Origin of the sequence: Chryseobacterium sp. c4a (assembly GCF_009900745.1) — a bacterium.
Classification (GTDB): domain Bacteria; phylum Bacteroidota; class Bacteroidia; order Flavobacteriales; family Weeksellaceae; genus Chryseobacterium.
In genome coordinates this window covers 160,269-174,074 of record NZ_WXVU01000013.1, presented here as the reverse complement: position 1 = coordinate 174,074, position 13,806 = coordinate 160,269, and the positions used below count along the sequence as shown (strand labels likewise).

The 13,806-nt window shown below is 34.2% G+C and carries 18 protein-coding genes; 2 read left to right on the top strand and 16 right to left on the bottom strand.

All coding sequences use genetic code 11. The features are described from left to right. The 7 genes from GTR01_RS17035 to GTR01_RS17005 form a co-directional block, all read right to left on the bottom strand. The coding region (locus tag GTR01_RS17035; protein ID WP_160138977.1) for a helix-turn-helix domain-containing protein at positions 1 to 205 on the bottom strand (205 nt) is incomplete at its 3' end. Positions 206 to 324: 119 nt separating this feature from the next. Then, positions 325 to 672, bottom strand: coding sequence for a hypothetical protein (locus GTR01_RS17030; protein WP_160138976.1), 348 nt, complete (start codon positions 670 to 672; stop codon positions 325 to 327). A 101-nt stretch (positions 673 to 773) separates the two neighbouring features. Continuing rightward, the gene (locus tag GTR01_RS17025; RefSeq protein ID WP_160138975.1) at positions 774 to 1,946 is read right to left on the bottom strand and encodes an MBL fold metallo-hydrolase; all 1,173 of its coding nucleotides are present in this window, start codon (positions 1,944 to 1,946) and stop codon (positions 774 to 776) included. A 15-nt stretch (positions 1,947 to 1,961) separates the two neighbouring features. Next, positions 1,962 to 2,615: an NAD(P)-dependent oxidoreductase gene (locus GTR01_RS17020; protein WP_160138974.1), complete on the bottom strand. Its 654-nt coding sequence runs from the start codon at positions 2,613 to 2,615 to the stop codon at positions 1,962 to 1,964. A 58-nt stretch (positions 2,616 to 2,673) separates the two neighbouring features. Continuing rightward, positions 2,674 to 3,084 carry an Rrf2 family transcriptional regulator gene (locus GTR01_RS17015; protein ID WP_160138973.1) on the bottom strand — a complete coding sequence of 137 codons (411 nt, stop codon included), beginning with the start codon at positions 3,082 to 3,084 and terminating at the stop codon, positions 2,674 to 2,676. A gap of 65 nt (positions 3,085 to 3,149) precedes the next feature. Next, positions 3,150 to 4,100: a hypothetical protein gene (locus GTR01_RS17010; protein WP_160138972.1), complete on the bottom strand. Its 951-nt coding sequence runs from the start codon at positions 4,098 to 4,100 to the stop codon at positions 3,150 to 3,152. A gap of 140 nt (positions 4,101 to 4,240) precedes the next feature. After that, positions 4,241 to 4,675 (bottom strand): FKBP-type peptidyl-prolyl cis-trans isomerase, encoded by a 435-nt coding sequence (locus tag GTR01_RS17005; RefSeq protein ID WP_160138971.1) that lies wholly within the window; start codon positions 4,673 to 4,675, stop codon positions 4,241 to 4,243. A 306-nt stretch (positions 4,676 to 4,981) separates the two neighbouring features. Between GTR01_RS17005 and GTR01_RS17000 the strand changes: the two genes are divergently transcribed. Next, positions 4,982 to 5,995 (top strand): catalase, encoded by a 1,014-nt coding sequence (locus tag GTR01_RS17000; protein WP_160138970.1) that lies wholly within the window; start codon positions 4,982 to 4,984, stop codon positions 5,993 to 5,995. Between the two features lie 162 nt (positions 5,996 to 6,157). On the opposite strand, the gene GTR01_RS16995 is transcribed toward GTR01_RS17000, so the two are convergent. After that, positions 6,158 to 6,571 (bottom strand): DUF1348 family protein, encoded by a 414-nt coding sequence (locus GTR01_RS16995; protein ID WP_160138969.1) that lies wholly within the window; start codon positions 6,569 to 6,571, stop codon positions 6,158 to 6,160. Between the two features lie 3 nt (positions 6,572 to 6,574). Beyond that, positions 6,575 to 7,102 carry a TetR/AcrR family transcriptional regulator gene (locus GTR01_RS16990; protein WP_160138968.1) on the bottom strand — a complete coding sequence of 176 codons (528 nt, stop codon included), beginning with the start codon at positions 7,100 to 7,102 and terminating at the stop codon, positions 6,575 to 6,577. An 83-nt stretch (positions 7,103 to 7,185) separates the two neighbouring features. On the opposite strand from GTR01_RS16990, the gene GTR01_RS16985 reads away from it, so the two are divergent. Further along, entirely contained in the window at positions 7,186 to 7,647 is a 462-nt protein-coding gene (locus GTR01_RS16985) for a hypothetical protein (protein ID WP_160138967.1), read from the top strand. Here GTR01_RS16985 and GTR01_RS16980 read toward each other — a convergent pair. The 7 genes from GTR01_RS16980 to GTR01_RS16950 form a co-directional block, all read right to left on the bottom strand. Next, a complete protein-coding gene (locus GTR01_RS16980; protein ID WP_160138966.1) occupies positions 7,644 to 8,684 on the bottom strand; it encodes a TerC/Alx family metal homeostasis membrane protein in 1,041 nt (346 codons plus the stop codon). The two genes, GTR01_RS16985 and GTR01_RS16980, sit on opposite strands and share 4 nt — an antisense overlap. An 87-nt stretch (positions 8,685 to 8,771) precedes the next feature. After that, the gene (locus GTR01_RS16975; protein WP_160138965.1) at positions 8,772 to 9,380 is read right to left on the bottom strand and encodes a TerD family protein; all 609 of its coding nucleotides are present in this window, start codon (positions 9,378 to 9,380) and stop codon (positions 8,772 to 8,774) included. 64 nt (positions 9,381 to 9,444) lie between these two features. Next, positions 9,445 to 10,263 (bottom strand): hypothetical protein, encoded by an 819-nt coding sequence (locus GTR01_RS16970; RefSeq protein ID WP_160138964.1) that lies wholly within the window; start codon positions 10,261 to 10,263, stop codon positions 9,445 to 9,447. A 145-nt stretch (positions 10,264 to 10,408) separates the two neighbouring features. Beyond that, on the bottom strand, positions 10,409 to 11,584 hold the full coding sequence (locus tag GTR01_RS16965; RefSeq protein WP_185155144.1) for a toxic anion resistance protein: 1,176 nt from the start codon (positions 11,582 to 11,584) through the stop codon (positions 10,409 to 10,411). A gap of 2 nt (positions 11,585 to 11,586) precedes the next feature. Beyond that, entirely contained in the window at positions 11,587 to 12,144 is a 558-nt protein-coding gene (locus GTR01_RS16960) for a TerD family protein (protein WP_160138963.1), read from the bottom strand. Continuing rightward, the gene (locus GTR01_RS16955) at positions 12,134 to 12,958 is read right to left on the bottom strand and encodes a phosphoribosyltransferase family protein (RefSeq protein ID WP_160138962.1); all 825 of its coding nucleotides are present in this window, start codon (positions 12,956 to 12,958) and stop codon (positions 12,134 to 12,136) included. Before GTR01_RS16955 ends, GTR01_RS16960 begins: the two co-directional genes overlap by 11 nt. Positions 12,959 to 12,966: 8 nt before the next feature. Continuing rightward, positions 12,967 to 13,635 (bottom strand): HAD family hydrolase, encoded by a 669-nt coding sequence (locus GTR01_RS16950; RefSeq protein WP_160138961.1) that lies wholly within the window; start codon positions 13,633 to 13,635, stop codon positions 12,967 to 12,969. Positions 13,636 to 13,806: the final 171 nt, after the last annotated feature.

Here is a 13,806-nt window from a genome sequence, read left to right as displayed (position 1 = left end):
TATGAAGTTTGGGTTTACTCCACTCTAAGTTACCATATCTTCGCAACCAAACCAAAACGGTACTCTTTCCCTGAATACCATACTCTTTTTGAGCCTGCTTGTAAGTGTAATCGCCGTTTTCTACTTGAGAAACAATTCTTAATTTAAAGGCTATACTATAGTCCTTTTGTGTACGCTTTTCTCTTGTTAATCCTTGATGTTTCATAAATAAGTCGATTAGTTGTCAACTTATTTCAGGACGGGACATCTATAAAAAATAAGGCTACCCAATCATGGACAGCCTTTTATTTTTATTATGCAGAAGCTGTAAACAACAGAAGTCTGTTATGGAAATTCAAGATTTAAAAGTTTTTTAGTCTTTCTATTGAATACAAGGTTGATAAAAGGAAACTTAGTATCTCTTTTGCCTACTTCCCGAATTAATACTGTACGACCTAAATTCGAATCATCAAAAAATTCAAATCCCTGAAATTGTATTTTTTCAATAAAGCCCAATTTTGAATCTATTTCAGCAAGTCCATCTTTTAAGAATTTATCCTGCGGTTTAAATTTAGGATCAAACATTTCAAGAATTTCATCATAATTTTTATGTATTAAAGCCGAATTCAACCTATCAATTTCAGGATAAATATTTTTAATTTCCTCTAATTCTTCTTTAGAAAAGGATTTCAAAATATTGGTACCATCAGATAAAATTATTTTTGTTTTAATGATGTCATATTTTTCTGCATTTTGGTTTTGATATGACTGTATGCACTTTTTGAAAATTACTTTTATTTTAAAATTTTGAGCGTCCCCTTCGGATGAGTAAAAGTACCGTCTTTTCCGGAAATATTAGAATACACTATGTTTTTGTTGTAATCCTGAATATGAGTTACATTGAATCCCAGATGAGGTTCATGCCAATACACCATAAAAATGTTCTTTGCCACTTCTACTGCCGTATACTCTACAGTATCTGTACTGTTTTTTGAGCTACCCTCAGTTCCGGTAAATGTCATTGTTTTATTGTCTTTAAAATCCAAAAGGAATTTTACTGTTCCAAAATCAACTTCAACTTTGTGTCCGATGGCCGGATATGGTGATTTTAAATCCCAATCCATTTCGCCTAAGAAAACCTTTACCCCCATTTCCAATTCATCTTTTCCGGGAAGATTCGGAAATCTCTTTACCATAAAGTTTACAATGGAAGATGAAGTTTTATTTTCAGTAACGGCTTTCTTGTAATCTTCAAGATATGCTTTTACGAAATCCAGAGATGCTGGAGACAAAGACTGTTTTGCAAAATGTGAGGGAATAACCTGCTGAGGTCTTAGAGAGCTCATTGCAGCAATCTGCCCAATCCATTGGTCAATAGCTTTTACATTCTGAGTATCTGCCATCCAAAGATGTGAATTTATGGAAACTGAAATTCCTCCTGCAATCGTTTCAATGGATGGAATCCAAAGAAAGCTGTGTGCCGGATCTTCAGGATTTTGTTTGATTTCAATTTTGTTTCCTTCAAGATCAGGGATTGAAGTAACAGCTTCCGGAATAATGATTTCCGATGGAGCATCTGCTTTTAACTGTGGCTTCCAAACAGCCATTTTATCATCTTTTGAAGCGGAAATAAGATAAGCCGTCTGTGCTGTAGAAATAATTCTTACGTTAGGAAAAGCTTTTTTAATAACATCCAATCCAAAATAGAAATCCGGATCACTATGGGATATAAAAACCGTTTTTAGATTTTTGCCCGTTGCTTTTATTTCTTTTACCAATTGCTCTGCATATTGCTTTTGAAACTGAGCATCAATAAGCATAGCATCTTTATCTCCATAAATAATGGTAGACGTAATTGGAAAAATAGCCTTGGTTCCGGGATTGTATACTTTTACTTTCAGGTTTCCTGCAAATACGCTAATGAAACCTAAAATGGTCATTAATGATAATAACTTTCTTTTTAACATTTTGTTCTTTTTAGATTAATAAGCTGCAGTGAAACGTTCGCGAATGTGGTTGTTCTGCTCAAGTTCATCAACCAAAGCTACTGCTACATCTTCTACTGAAAGACGGCTTCTTCCCTCTGCATCGAATACAGGAGTTTCCAATGATGTTCTGTATTTTCCAGTTCTTGATCCCACGTTAGCCTGATTCATTTCCACTGCCGGGCTGAAGAAAGTCCAATCTAAAGTATTATTTTCTTTAATCTTGTTTAAATAGTCTCTGGCAGCAGTTGCTCCCGGTTTATACGCATCTGGAAAATCCGGAGTGTCTACGATCTGAACATTATCTGGTGTGTAAAGACTTCCAGCTCCTCCTACAACAATTAATCTTTTTACTCCTGATTCTTCTACTGCTTTTTGAATATTTTCAGAACCATTCAAAAAGTCGTTGTAAAGGTTAGGATTTGTCCATCCTGCATTGAATGCGCTGATTACGGCATCACTTCCTTTTAAAGCTTCAGCTAATTCTTCTACATTGTTTACATCTACGCTTTTTGCTATTACATTTTCCTGTGTTTTTACCTTTGACGCGTCTCTTACTAAAGCTTCAACGGCATATCCTCTGTCTGCCAATTCTGTTACGATGTGTGCTCCTACAAATCCGGTTGCACCGATTACTGCTACTTTTTTCATAATGTTTTATATTTATTTAAATTGTAATAATTTTTGTTACATTTATAGGTAAAAAATTTTATTCGAACTGATCTGCGAATTTTTGCAAAGATTTGTCTCCTAAAAACTGACTTACCAACTGATCGGTCTCTTCAAATAATGTATTTAAATGACTATTAATTTCTTTTCCTACACTACAGGCAGGATTAGGATTTTGATTTTTTTTTCCTAATACTTCTGTATTCTTTACGGATCTGTAAATCTCAGAAATTGTAATATTTTCAGCGTCTTTTGCAAGCTGGCTCCCCCCTTCTTTTCCTTGTCTGCTGATAATTAAACCCGCTTCTTTTAATACACTGATCTCTTTACGTACAATGACAGGATTTACATTGATACTCCCAGCAATCCAATCAGAAGTGAGCCACTCCTGAGGACTTTTCGCCAATAAGGTCATGATATGTATTGCCGTAGCAAATCTTGTATTATTCATTGTAATTACTCTGCAAAGATACACAAATTTTAATTGTAACAAAATATATTACAGTTAATTTTTTCTTAAAGGATTAATTTATCCAGATCCAGCAGTAAATAATTAATATTCTGATTGATTGTTCTTGTTGCCGACTGCATCTGATTGAGCATAGCCGCTCTGTTATGAAGGTCATCTGCTCTGTAATATCCGCCATCACTGAAAATCACCGATTGATCTGCTGCTGTTTTATTATCATCAAATTGATAATGCAGCCACCTTTCTTTCATGTTTCCAATAATGGATCGTTCTTCTCTATTGGAAAACTTTTTCTCAGTATACATGTACCATATAAACGGTGGAAAATTTGGAGATTCTAGTTTCCCTCGCCAGATGTCTCTTAAAAGGTTTCTTTGGTGAATAAATTCAACTTTTTTTCCTTTCGGATTAAGGGTGGCCAAACCGAATCCTGCTCCCAAAATACCCCCTCCAATACCAATAGCATTATCCCAGCCATCACTTTTCACAATTCCACCGGCAATGGATGAAGCTGCTCCGGCAATAATTGAATATAATATCAATTTATTATTTCTGGATGAATTAAGATTATCTACATAATTGCCTATTTGTGCTACTCTTTCCCCTTCGCAATCAAATTCTGCGGCGACGGCATCCAATTCCGTTAAAGCAATTGTAATTCTGCTGTTAATTTTAGTTTTAAGCTGTAGAATTTTAACCTGAGAAGCCAGAGATGAATCTTTTTTAAGATCAATAATCTTGTGAACTTCATCCAGGTTATCCAATGCATTTAAGATGAGAATACTCTGGTCAGAAAACATTCCTTTCAACTCATTGTTTGCTGTTAAAATAGAATCGGAATTGTAAGACGGAACTTTATTACTATAATTATACTTAAAGGGAGCTTTACAATAGCTGTCCTTTAAGGTAAGTATGTTCTGCTGAATGAGCTGGTTCTTCTTGGAAACACAAGAAGTAAGCAGACCAAAAGCAATAAAGAGGGAAAGTAGCTTTTTCATGCAAACTAATTTTTTGTGCAGTAGCTGAATTATTTTCAGAAATCATCTCCAATTTCAATATAATTCATCTATACGAATATAGTACAAATAAAAAAAATTACCTGAAATCAGGTAATTTTTTAATCTATTTTTAAGCTGGATTATTTAATACTCAGTAATTCTACTTCAAAAATAAGAGTACTGTTAGGCCCGATCTCTTTACTGATCTCCTGATCTCCGTATGCTAAATGTGGTGGAATAATCAGTCTCCATTTACTTCCAACAGGCATTAGCTGAAGAGCTTCTGTCCAACCTGAAATAACTCTATTTAAAGGGAAAGATGCTGGAGTACCTCTTTTTACAGAGCTATCAAAAACCTTTCCGGTAATGGTCGTTCCATGATAATGGCATTTTACAGTAGATTTAGGCCCTGGTTTTGCACCCTCTCCTTCAGTGATAATTTCATATTGTAAGCCGCTTGGTAATTGAACAACACTTTCTCTCTTACCATACTCTTCCATATATTCTTTACCGTCTTTAAGATTTTTTTCGGCTAATTCTTTTTTACGCTTAAATAACAAATCTGCTACTCCCATATTATAATTTTTTACAAAGATAAGGCTTTTTTGGAGTTGGAAGATGGAAACGGAAAGACAGGGATCTAAAGTTTAGCTTATTAAACAATCTTCAAATTCATACTAAAATTCTCCTTTTAAAACATTTACAAAATCACATTAACAACTCATTATCAATGCATTAAATAATGTAATTTAAAAAGAATACATTTTTACATCATCTTGTCTTCTTCTCCTTTTATTAGGCATACTTAAAATTCAGATAATTGTAATAATCTCTTAACACAAATTTCGAAACTTGGCGTTATAATTGGATTTAAAAACTAAATGCCAAATCCGATATTATATAATAAGAAGTTTGATGAGCTTAATGAAGAGGAAAAAAAGCTTCTTGAAATCAATAAAAAATCGATTGCAGATTTTGTTGAACAATCCTCTTCCATTAGTGATGTCAATTATGCGACAAGAAACGCTCATGCAAAAACATATACAGTGGCCAAAGGAACATTTTGGGTAGACTCGTCTATTCCAGAGTTTTTGAAGCCTTTTTTTGATAGTGAGAAATTTAATTTACTCATAAGGCTTTCCAATGCACAGATGAAGATTAAAAACTCAAAAAGGGATATCCCAGCTTATGGTTTTGCCGTACAAATCAGGGATGAAAACAATCATCTGCTCTCCAATTATCCATTGGTGAACTTTCCCCTATTCCCGGTTAATTCTGTTTCTACCTTTTTAAAACTATTCACAGCCATTAATGAATCTTATATCAAAAGCTGGAGCAGCCTGTTTTCTTTGATAGTGCAAATCGTCAAAGTAATTCCATCCGTTTTAACGGGTTCATTTATCAGGAATGCATTTAAATTGTTTAGTAAGAGAAATGATTTTATCCTTTCTTTCGATTATCATTCTGTAGGGGCTTATCGCCTGGGAGATTATATGATGAAAATAAAACTTCATCCAAAGTCTGTTAATAAGAATATGGACAAAAGGCAAAACACGAAAAAGGCTTTAAAAAATTATTTTCAGAATAATGATTTTGCTGCAGATGTTTTGATTCAACTTTGCTATAATCTGAAAGATCAGCCTATCAATAAACTCAATGTAGAATGGAAGAATTCACCATACATTAAAATTGGTGAGGTCAAAATAGAGCAAGGCGCTTTATTGGATCCTCGTGATTGCAGCAATGAGCTTCTTTCTTTTAACCCTTTTGAAAGCAAAGCAATCTTTCATCCTGTAGGAAAAATTCAAAAACTGAGAGAGGGAGCTTATAAAGTTTCAGTACAGACAAGGAGGAAAATCAATACGCTTTTACACGGAAAGAAAGTTGAATTATAAACACAAATACTGATGTTAAAGATGCCACGAATGTACAAATTGTTTTATTTACCCATAAAAGCTATGTGTCTATGCGGTTTGAGATTTTTAACCACACAGACCCATAGAATATGATAATGGAAAAATTAGAACTTTCATAGATTATGCAGATTTTTATTCTTTTTACCTGAACTTGCGCTCTTCTTCTTTTATTGCAAGATCATTAATGCTAGCATATCTTTTTGCCATCAAACCATTCTCATCAAATTCCCAGTTTTCATTTCCATAGGCTCTGAACCAATTCCCATCTTTGGTTTGATATTCATACTCAAAACGAACGGCAATGCGATTTTCTGTGTGTGCCCAATATTCTTTCCTCAGTTTATAATTGAGTTCTTTTTCCCATTTCTTCTGAAGAAATACAACAATTTCTTCTCTACCGTTCACAAATGTATCTCTGTTTCTCCATTCACTGTCTATTGTATAAGCTTTGGAAACTTTTTCAGGATCCTGGCTATTCCAGGCATCTTCTGCCATTTGAATTTTTTGCTTCGCTGTTTCAAGAGTGAAAGGCGGAAGCGGATGTTTCTGTTCCATTGTTTAAGGGATTAAATTGTTGACTATTTTTTTTGATTTCTCTATCAATTCATTTGATTTAAAGAGTTGACTTTCTATAATACTGCTTTCAAAAAGCATATAGACATGATCAGAAAGGGTTTCATCTTGTATCAATTCTAAAAAGTAATTCCTAAGATCTGATTTATGAGACCGGATCACCTTCAGAATTTTTATATTATCCATAGGGATTTCAGATAAAATATTCAAAAAACTGCAGCCTCTGAAACTTTCTTTTTCATTCATATAGATCAGGAAATCAAAAGCATTGATAACCTTTGAATGCAGATCTTTTGATTGGGCAGAAAATGTATGAAGCTCATTAAACCAATATTCATGTCTGACGTTCAGAAATTCAACACATAGATCTTCCTTTGACTTGAAATGAAGATAAAAGCTTGCCTTAGCCACTTCTGCTTCAGAAATAATCTGGTTAATTCCCGTAGAATTATATCCCTGTTTTGCAAACAAATTGAATGTGATTTCTATAATTCTTTCTCTTGGTGACTTCATATTACTTTTGTTTTACGTTACAAATATAGGAGAAAAAACACAACAGACAAACCTGTCTGTCTATTGCATTTTTTAGAAAGAAGATGGAAGATAGAGGTACTGTTTGTTTTCTTGATAACTTTCCATATTCTTATTATGCTAATTCCAATACATTACAGATCAGCTATTCTTTCGACTACAAGAACTTCCTTCTTCCCGCCTCAATCTTCCAACTTTATCAAGATCCTCATCCCATTAAAATACAGAACAATTACTCTTTCGACTGCAAGAACTTCCTTCTTCCCGCCTCCATCTTCCAACCCTATCAAAATGCTCATCCCATTAAAATACAGAACAATTACTCTTTCGACTGCAAGAACTTCCTTCTTCCCGCCTCCATCTTCCAACCCTATCAAAATCCTCCTCCCATTAAAATACAGAACAATTATTCTTTCGACTGCAAGAACTTCCTTCTTCCAGCCTCCATCTTCCCTCCTCTCTTTCCCACAAAAAAGCCCCCAAGATTAATTCTCAGGGGCAATCGTTTATATATACTAGAAACTTAGTCTTCTAACTTTTCTTTTTCCTCTTCTTTATCAGGGAACATAATGGATAGAATAACTGAAATTACCAATACTCCACCTACAATTCCTAATGAAACCGGTGATGAAATGTGATACCATGGTGCAATCAACATTTTAACTCCGATAAATGTCAGAATAACTGCCAAACCGTATGGAAGTTTGCTGAACATGTGAATAAAGTTCGCTAATAGGAAATATAATGATCTTAATCCCAGAATAGCAAAGATATTTGATGTATAAAGGATAAACGGATCGTCTGAAATGGCAAAGATTGCCGGAATAGAATCAACTGCAAAAAGAACGTCCGTAAATTCGATAACTCCAACTACGACTAATAACGGTGTTGCCATTTTAATCCCGTTCTGAATAGTGAAGAACTTATCTCCATCATAATTATCAGAAACTTTCCAGAAGCTTTTAATCAGCTTAGCTCCCGCTGTATTGCTATAATCTTCGTCGTCGTCATCGTCTCCTCCGCCCCACGATTTAATCCCGGCATACACAAGGAATAAACCAAATAAGGCCATCACAATATTAATCTTCACTGGAGTTCCGAAAATGTCCATTTCAGGAAGATAAGTAAGATTAATTAATCCTACTCCTGCAAAAATAAATATGGCTCTGAAGATCAGTGCTCCGATAATCCCCCAAAAGAGAACCTTATGGTGAAGAAATTTCGGTACTTTAAAGAATCCGAAAACAAGGATAAATACGAATAAATTATCCACAGAGAGGGCTTTTTCAATCCAATACGCTGCTTGGTATTGGGTAAATTTCTCTACTGCTATGGCATGGCTTTCCGGAGTTCCGTCTGTATTGAAAACCCAGTAAACCACTCCTGAAAAGATCATGGATAATGAAATCCACACAACAGTCCAGATCGTAGCTTCCTTGGATGATACCTCATGACTTTTTTTATTGAAGACTCCTAAGTCCAGGAGCAGCATGATAACAACCGTTATCGCAAATCCCCACACCAGACCTGGGTGCAGTTCTAAAATACTTTGATGTTTTTCCACTTGACTAATGTGTTATTATATGATAAAAGCAACAGATGTACAAAGTACAACTATTGCTATTTTATTTATTTTTTGATTGATAACCGATTATAAATAATTCATCTGAACCGTTTGAATCGTCTGCTCCAGTTTTCTATCAGCAGTTGGATCTCCAATGGCATTGAATTTCCATTCTCCGTTTCTTCTGTAGAAAACTCCCATTACCATCGCAACATGTCCTTTGAAAGAAGCATCATTTGCAATATCATATTTAGCAAAAACTTCTTTTACATTCGTTGGAGTTCCTTCATAAATACGGATAGACGCAAAAGGAATTGTTCCGAAATCCTGACCTCTATAGCTGTTCAATACCATTGCCACATGATCTACATTAGGTTCAAGGTTGCTGAAATCTACAGTAATCACCTCGTTGTCTAATCCGTCATCACCGTTTACGTCACCTGTAAGATCGTCTCCACTGTGTCTTACAGAGCCATTTTTGGATTTCAGGTTTCCAAAATAGATTACTTCCGTTACATTTTTATTTGAATCGTATAAAATACAGCTTCCGTCTAAGTCTACTGCTTCTTTTTTAGTTCCGAATAGTCCTTTTTTTTCAATTGCTCCCCAGTTGATTCCAACACATGCCTGGGAAAGTTCAGCTCCGTTTTCTTTTTTAAGGTTGATTCTCTGACCTTTTTGTAAGTTGATAGCCATTTCTTTATGTTTAGTTGTTATTTACATTTTTGCGAAATATCATCCGCTTTTTCAAATTTTGTTTTTACTGATTATTCAGGTTTAAATTAAGCATTGCCCGCAGAATATTTGTTTCTTCATCAAAGGCAAATATTTTGCTCATAATATCAATATTCTCAAGGTTTCTTAGATAATCTTTCAGCACAGCTTCTACCTCCGGAGGTAAGTTTCGCTTCCTCTCATTCATATTATTTTCCAGCTGCTCATTTTTATTTTTCAGTTGATCAATAATGGTACTCTGATTCGATTGATTTTCAGAAACATCCAGTTTATCCAGTTCTTTATCAAAAAGATAAAGCTTTTTATCATCCACACTGAAAATAAAATGATCATCCGTCTGAAAGATTTTGAAAAGCTCATATTCATGGGTTCCAATCTGATAACCACATACAAAACGGACTTTAAATCCTTGTATATTCAGCCTTCCCAATAATTTTCTTTCAATAGAATAATCTCTATATTGATATGCCGGAAAGTTTTCAGATTTCAGCAGAGATTCATCAGCTTCTGTCCTATAAAATTCTTTAGCATATTTTTTATGGAAATACAATACATTCTCCCAATTGGCAGTGAAAATATCTTCTGTAAGATCTTTATACAAAGCCTTCAAATGTTGAGAGAATATACCGCTGTACATTTTCCTATCTGTCTGAAAATTGTCTACCTGCCTTTCTTCAAAACCTGAAATATATTTATTGTTGATGTCAATTTCATTAAGAACCGCCAGCATATCATTTTCCTTTTGTCTTTTTATCTTCGTCAAAAGTTCGATAAGACTGTCGGTATACTGCAGGTGAAAAAGTTCCAGCTTATTGTAATCCAGAGCCGTATTTTCCTGGAACAAATTGTGGATAATATCTGTTTTGATGTAAATTGATATTATGTCAATATGTTCAAAAAAATTAGCAAGAAGCTTAAGTCTTGTTAACCTTCTTCTGCTTTGTGACAATATGGTTGCTGCATCTTCCCCCACCTTAGTACCCTAAAAATTAACCTCTGACATTTGCTTTCAATTCGTGCTCCAATGTCTGAAGATCCTGATCCAGTTTTCTTCTGTTGTCAGCTCCTTGTTTCTGAATCTGTTTCACTTCATTTAATGTATTGATCAACATTGAAGTTGTTTCTCTTAATGTTTCTACAGATACAATGGTCTGTTCATTAGCTCTCGCTACATTCACTGAGTTTTGACCAAGACGCTCTGCATTCTTTCTCAAAATTTCTTCTGTAGTAGAAGATACTTTCTGCTGAATTTCAATACTCTGCTGCTGTCTGTACATCGCAACGGCAAGCGAAAGCTGATTTTTCCATAAAGGAAGTGTAGTGGTAAGAATAGTTTGCGCTTTTTCTGCAATAGAAACGTTGTTATTCTGAACCAATCTAATCTGAGGAAGTGACTGCATCATGATCACACGTACCACTTTAAGATCAGCCATTCTTCTATCTAATCTTGCAATGAAATCTCTCTTATCGGCAATCTGATAGTCCTGGAAATTCTGTGGAGCAGTTTCCATCTGAGCTAACTCGACAGCCGCTCTTTCCATTCTAATATTTCCAGCAATCACAAGTTCTTCAATTTGTTTGATAGAATTTACATTGCTTTCAAAAATCGTCTGAAGAACTGCGTTATCCTTTGTAGAAGTAATGATTCCTGCATTTACTTTATAGGAGATCTGCTCAATATTGTTAATGATTTTATCATATTTTGTAAACAGGTTTTCCACCTGAGTGATTACCTTCTTCATGAATGGTAACTTACTCAAAAAGCTTTTTACTTTGTTTGTGTTAAGCTCTTCTACGTCTACATAGTTCAGCTCTACCAAAAGATCATTGATAAGCCCTCCCACTTCTCCTGAGTTTGATCTTCTTACATTTCCTAAGAAGCTATCACTCTGATTGGTTAATGTTTTCTGAAGTTCTGCTCCAAAATTAACAATGGATCCTGGATTAGCTTCATCAATAGAGTTCGCCAAAATTTCATATTTCTGGCGGTCTTCTGATGGCAACTGTGTTAAATTTACATTCCCCTCTCTATCTACAAGCACTGCTGGTGCTACATTTTGAGCAGGCTGAGCCGGTGTTGGCGGAACCATTGGTGTAGGTTCAAATGTTCTAAGAGGTTCAATTGATCCTAGCGGATCTATAGGTTGATTTTCTTGATTGTCCATGATTACTTCTGATAAATTGATACAAATTTCTCAAGGCCGTCTCTCTGTCCTGCTCCTACAGCCTCAAATTTCCATTCTCCGTTTCTGTTATAGATTCTTCCGAATTCTACTGCAGTTTCGATTGAGAAATCTTCATCCAATTCGTATTTTAAGATCTCTTCATTCGTATCTGTATTGAAAATTCTGATGAAAGAATTTCTTACCTGTCCAAAGTTTTGTCTTCTTGTGTCTGCATCGTGAATCGTTACTACAACCGTAATTTCCTTTACAGAATCGTCAATTTTTGTAAGATCAATTTTGATCTGCTCATCATCACCTGATCCTTCTCCTGTAAGGTTATCACCAGTGTGGATTACTGCTTTGTCCGGAGACTCAAGATTATTATAAAAAATAAAGTGATTATCTGAAACTAATTTTTTGTCATCACCTAACAAAAATAAAGAAGCGTCAAGGTCAAATGCTGTTCCTGTAGAAGTATTATTAATATCCCATCCTAAACCTACAGTGAATTTAGGTGCGTTGATGTTTTCTCTTTGTCCTTTTTGTAAGTTAATAGCCATAATATAATTCCGTTTGTGTTAAAGTATTGATGTTATTTTTATATTCTTTTATTAAATGATAATTGTTGCTAATGGCCAGCTCCAGCAGGAGATCCATCTGTTCTTTTTTTACTTTAGACGTAAGATAATCAAAATTACTTGAATCTAAGCCTAAAATATATTTTACAATCCTTGTATTGAACTGAAAACTGAATTTATTCATTACTTCTGCAATATGTTTTACGTTTTTCACTGCATAATAATTGAAAAAGTTTTCAATTTTAGGATCCAGATCAAAGTTCATCAGTTCAGCATAATACAGGAATATGAAGTCTGCTTCCACATCATATTCATCCAGGATTCTGTTCACTGTAAACTCGTGACTTCCTGTAATTTTTATATCGTCTATAAAAATACAAAGTTTTCCCCTTAAAAAGTCTTTATCAATGTAATAAGTATCATTGGCAATCAGATTTTTACGATCCTCAAAATTAAGGTTTCCATAATCTGTGATATAGGTATGATTTCTATTGATTTTTGATAAAATACTTGACTTTTTCTCTTTTTGAAACAAATAATAATCCAAATGTTTTTTAAAGTAAAAACATAAGAAATTGGAAGCCGTAGGAATGGCCATATAAGGGCTTGGAAGCACTACAATCTCTTTATCTGTATTTAAAAGTTCTTCGTTTTCGGAAATAAATCCGTCGAATAATTCTTTTGCAAATTTTTCAGCATACGACTTATCGCCATACTTGAAATAGCTGTATTCTGCCGGTGAGAAAGTAAACTCATCTGCTGAATGAATGTGGTGTAAGCTGTATCTTTTGTTCATGTTTATGGTTAGTGTTTAAGTAAATGTGCGCTGAACCCAAAGTCTTTTGCTCCTTTATAATCGGCAACCGGATTGTCACCAATGTGTAGAATCTGGCTTAGTGGAAGATCCTGATCTTTAAGATTATTTTTCACTTCCTGAAAAATAAGTGGGTTCGGTTTTGAACAGTTGATTTCGTCAGAATAAATATGGAAATCAATATACTGATCCAGATTTTCATGAATCAGAAACTTTCTCATGGTTTTTCCTTTGATAAATCCTGTATTACTCAGAATATTGATGGTTTTTCCCTGATTTTTAATTTCATCAAAAAAATCATGAATATTTTCAAAAATGACAACAGGTTTATACTCAAGAAACAGTTCTTCGCTTTTTACATAAAACTCATTCAGCTTTTCTTTGTTTAAAAGCTTTACATCTACATTCAATGCTCCCAGAATCATCAGATAAATCTCGAAAGTGTCTATATTTCCTCCTGTAACTTCGTTAATGGTATTGCAAAGATCATCATAATATTTTACAGTTCTTGCAACCACTTCAATCGGAGCGTCCACATTAAAAAATGAGGAGAACAGCTCAACTCTTTTTGCTTTAAATTCAGGGTGAGATTTGATTAGGGTGAGCCACAAGTCAAAAGAAAAATGACAGTGGTTATGAATGTCGATATCTGTTTTCAATATGTTTTAAGTTAAAAGTTTTATTTAGCTTCTTGAAAAAGATTTAAAATTTATTAATCATCAAAAAGTGTTTAATTCTCTATATCTTCCCAAAGATAAAATTTTTATCATTACTGCATAACTTTACCTCTCTGTTTTAAGATATTTTATGATTTGAGAGAAGAAATGGTA

Excerpts from the sequence above, each read along its gene's own strand:
- GTR01_RS17025 (WP_160138975.1), bottom strand. The coding sequence starts at position 1,946 with ATGTTAAAAAGAAAGTTATTATCATTAATGACCATTTTAGGTTTCATT.
- GTR01_RS17020 (WP_160138974.1), bottom strand. The coding sequence starts at position 2,615 with ATGAAAAAAGTAGCAGTAATCGGTGCAACCGGATTTGTAGGAGCACAC.
- GTR01_RS17015 (WP_160138973.1), bottom strand. The coding sequence starts at position 3,084 with ATGAATAATACAAGATTTGCTACGGCAATACATATCATGACCTTATTG.
- GTR01_RS17010 (WP_160138972.1), bottom strand. The coding sequence starts at position 4,100 with ATGAAAAAGCTACTTTCCCTCTTTATTGCTTTTGGTCTGCTTACTTCT.
- GTR01_RS17005 (WP_160138971.1), bottom strand. The coding sequence starts at position 4,675 with ATGGGAGTAGCAGATTTGTTATTTAAGCGTAAAAAAGAATTAGCCGAA.
- GTR01_RS17000 (WP_160138970.1), top strand. The coding sequence starts at position 4,982 with ATGCCAAATCCGATATTATATAATAAGAAGTTTGATGAGCTTAATGAA.
- GTR01_RS16995 (WP_160138969.1), bottom strand. The coding sequence starts at position 6,571 with ATGGAACAGAAACATCCGCTTCCGCCTTTCACTCTTGAAACAGCGAAG.
- GTR01_RS16990 (WP_160138968.1), bottom strand. The coding sequence starts at position 7,102 with ATGAAGTCACCAAGAGAAAGAATTATAGAAATCACATTCAATTTGTTT.
- GTR01_RS16985 (WP_160138967.1), top strand. The coding sequence starts at position 7,186 with ATGGAAGATAGAGGTACTGTTTGTTTTCTTGATAACTTTCCATATTCT.
- GTR01_RS16975 (WP_160138965.1), bottom strand. The coding sequence starts at position 9,380 with ATGGCTATCAACTTACAAAAAGGTCAGAGAATCAACCTTAAAAAAGAA.
- GTR01_RS16965 (WP_185155144.1), bottom strand. The coding sequence starts at position 11,584 with ATGGACAATCAAGAAAATCAACCTATAGATCCGCTAGGATCAATTGAA.
- GTR01_RS16960 (WP_160138963.1), bottom strand. The coding sequence starts at position 12,144 with ATGGCTATTAACTTACAAAAAGGACAAAGAGAAAACATCAACGCACCT.
- GTR01_RS16955 (WP_160138962.1), bottom strand. The coding sequence starts at position 12,958 with ATGAACAAAAGATACAGCTTACACCACATTCATTCAGCAGATGAGTTT.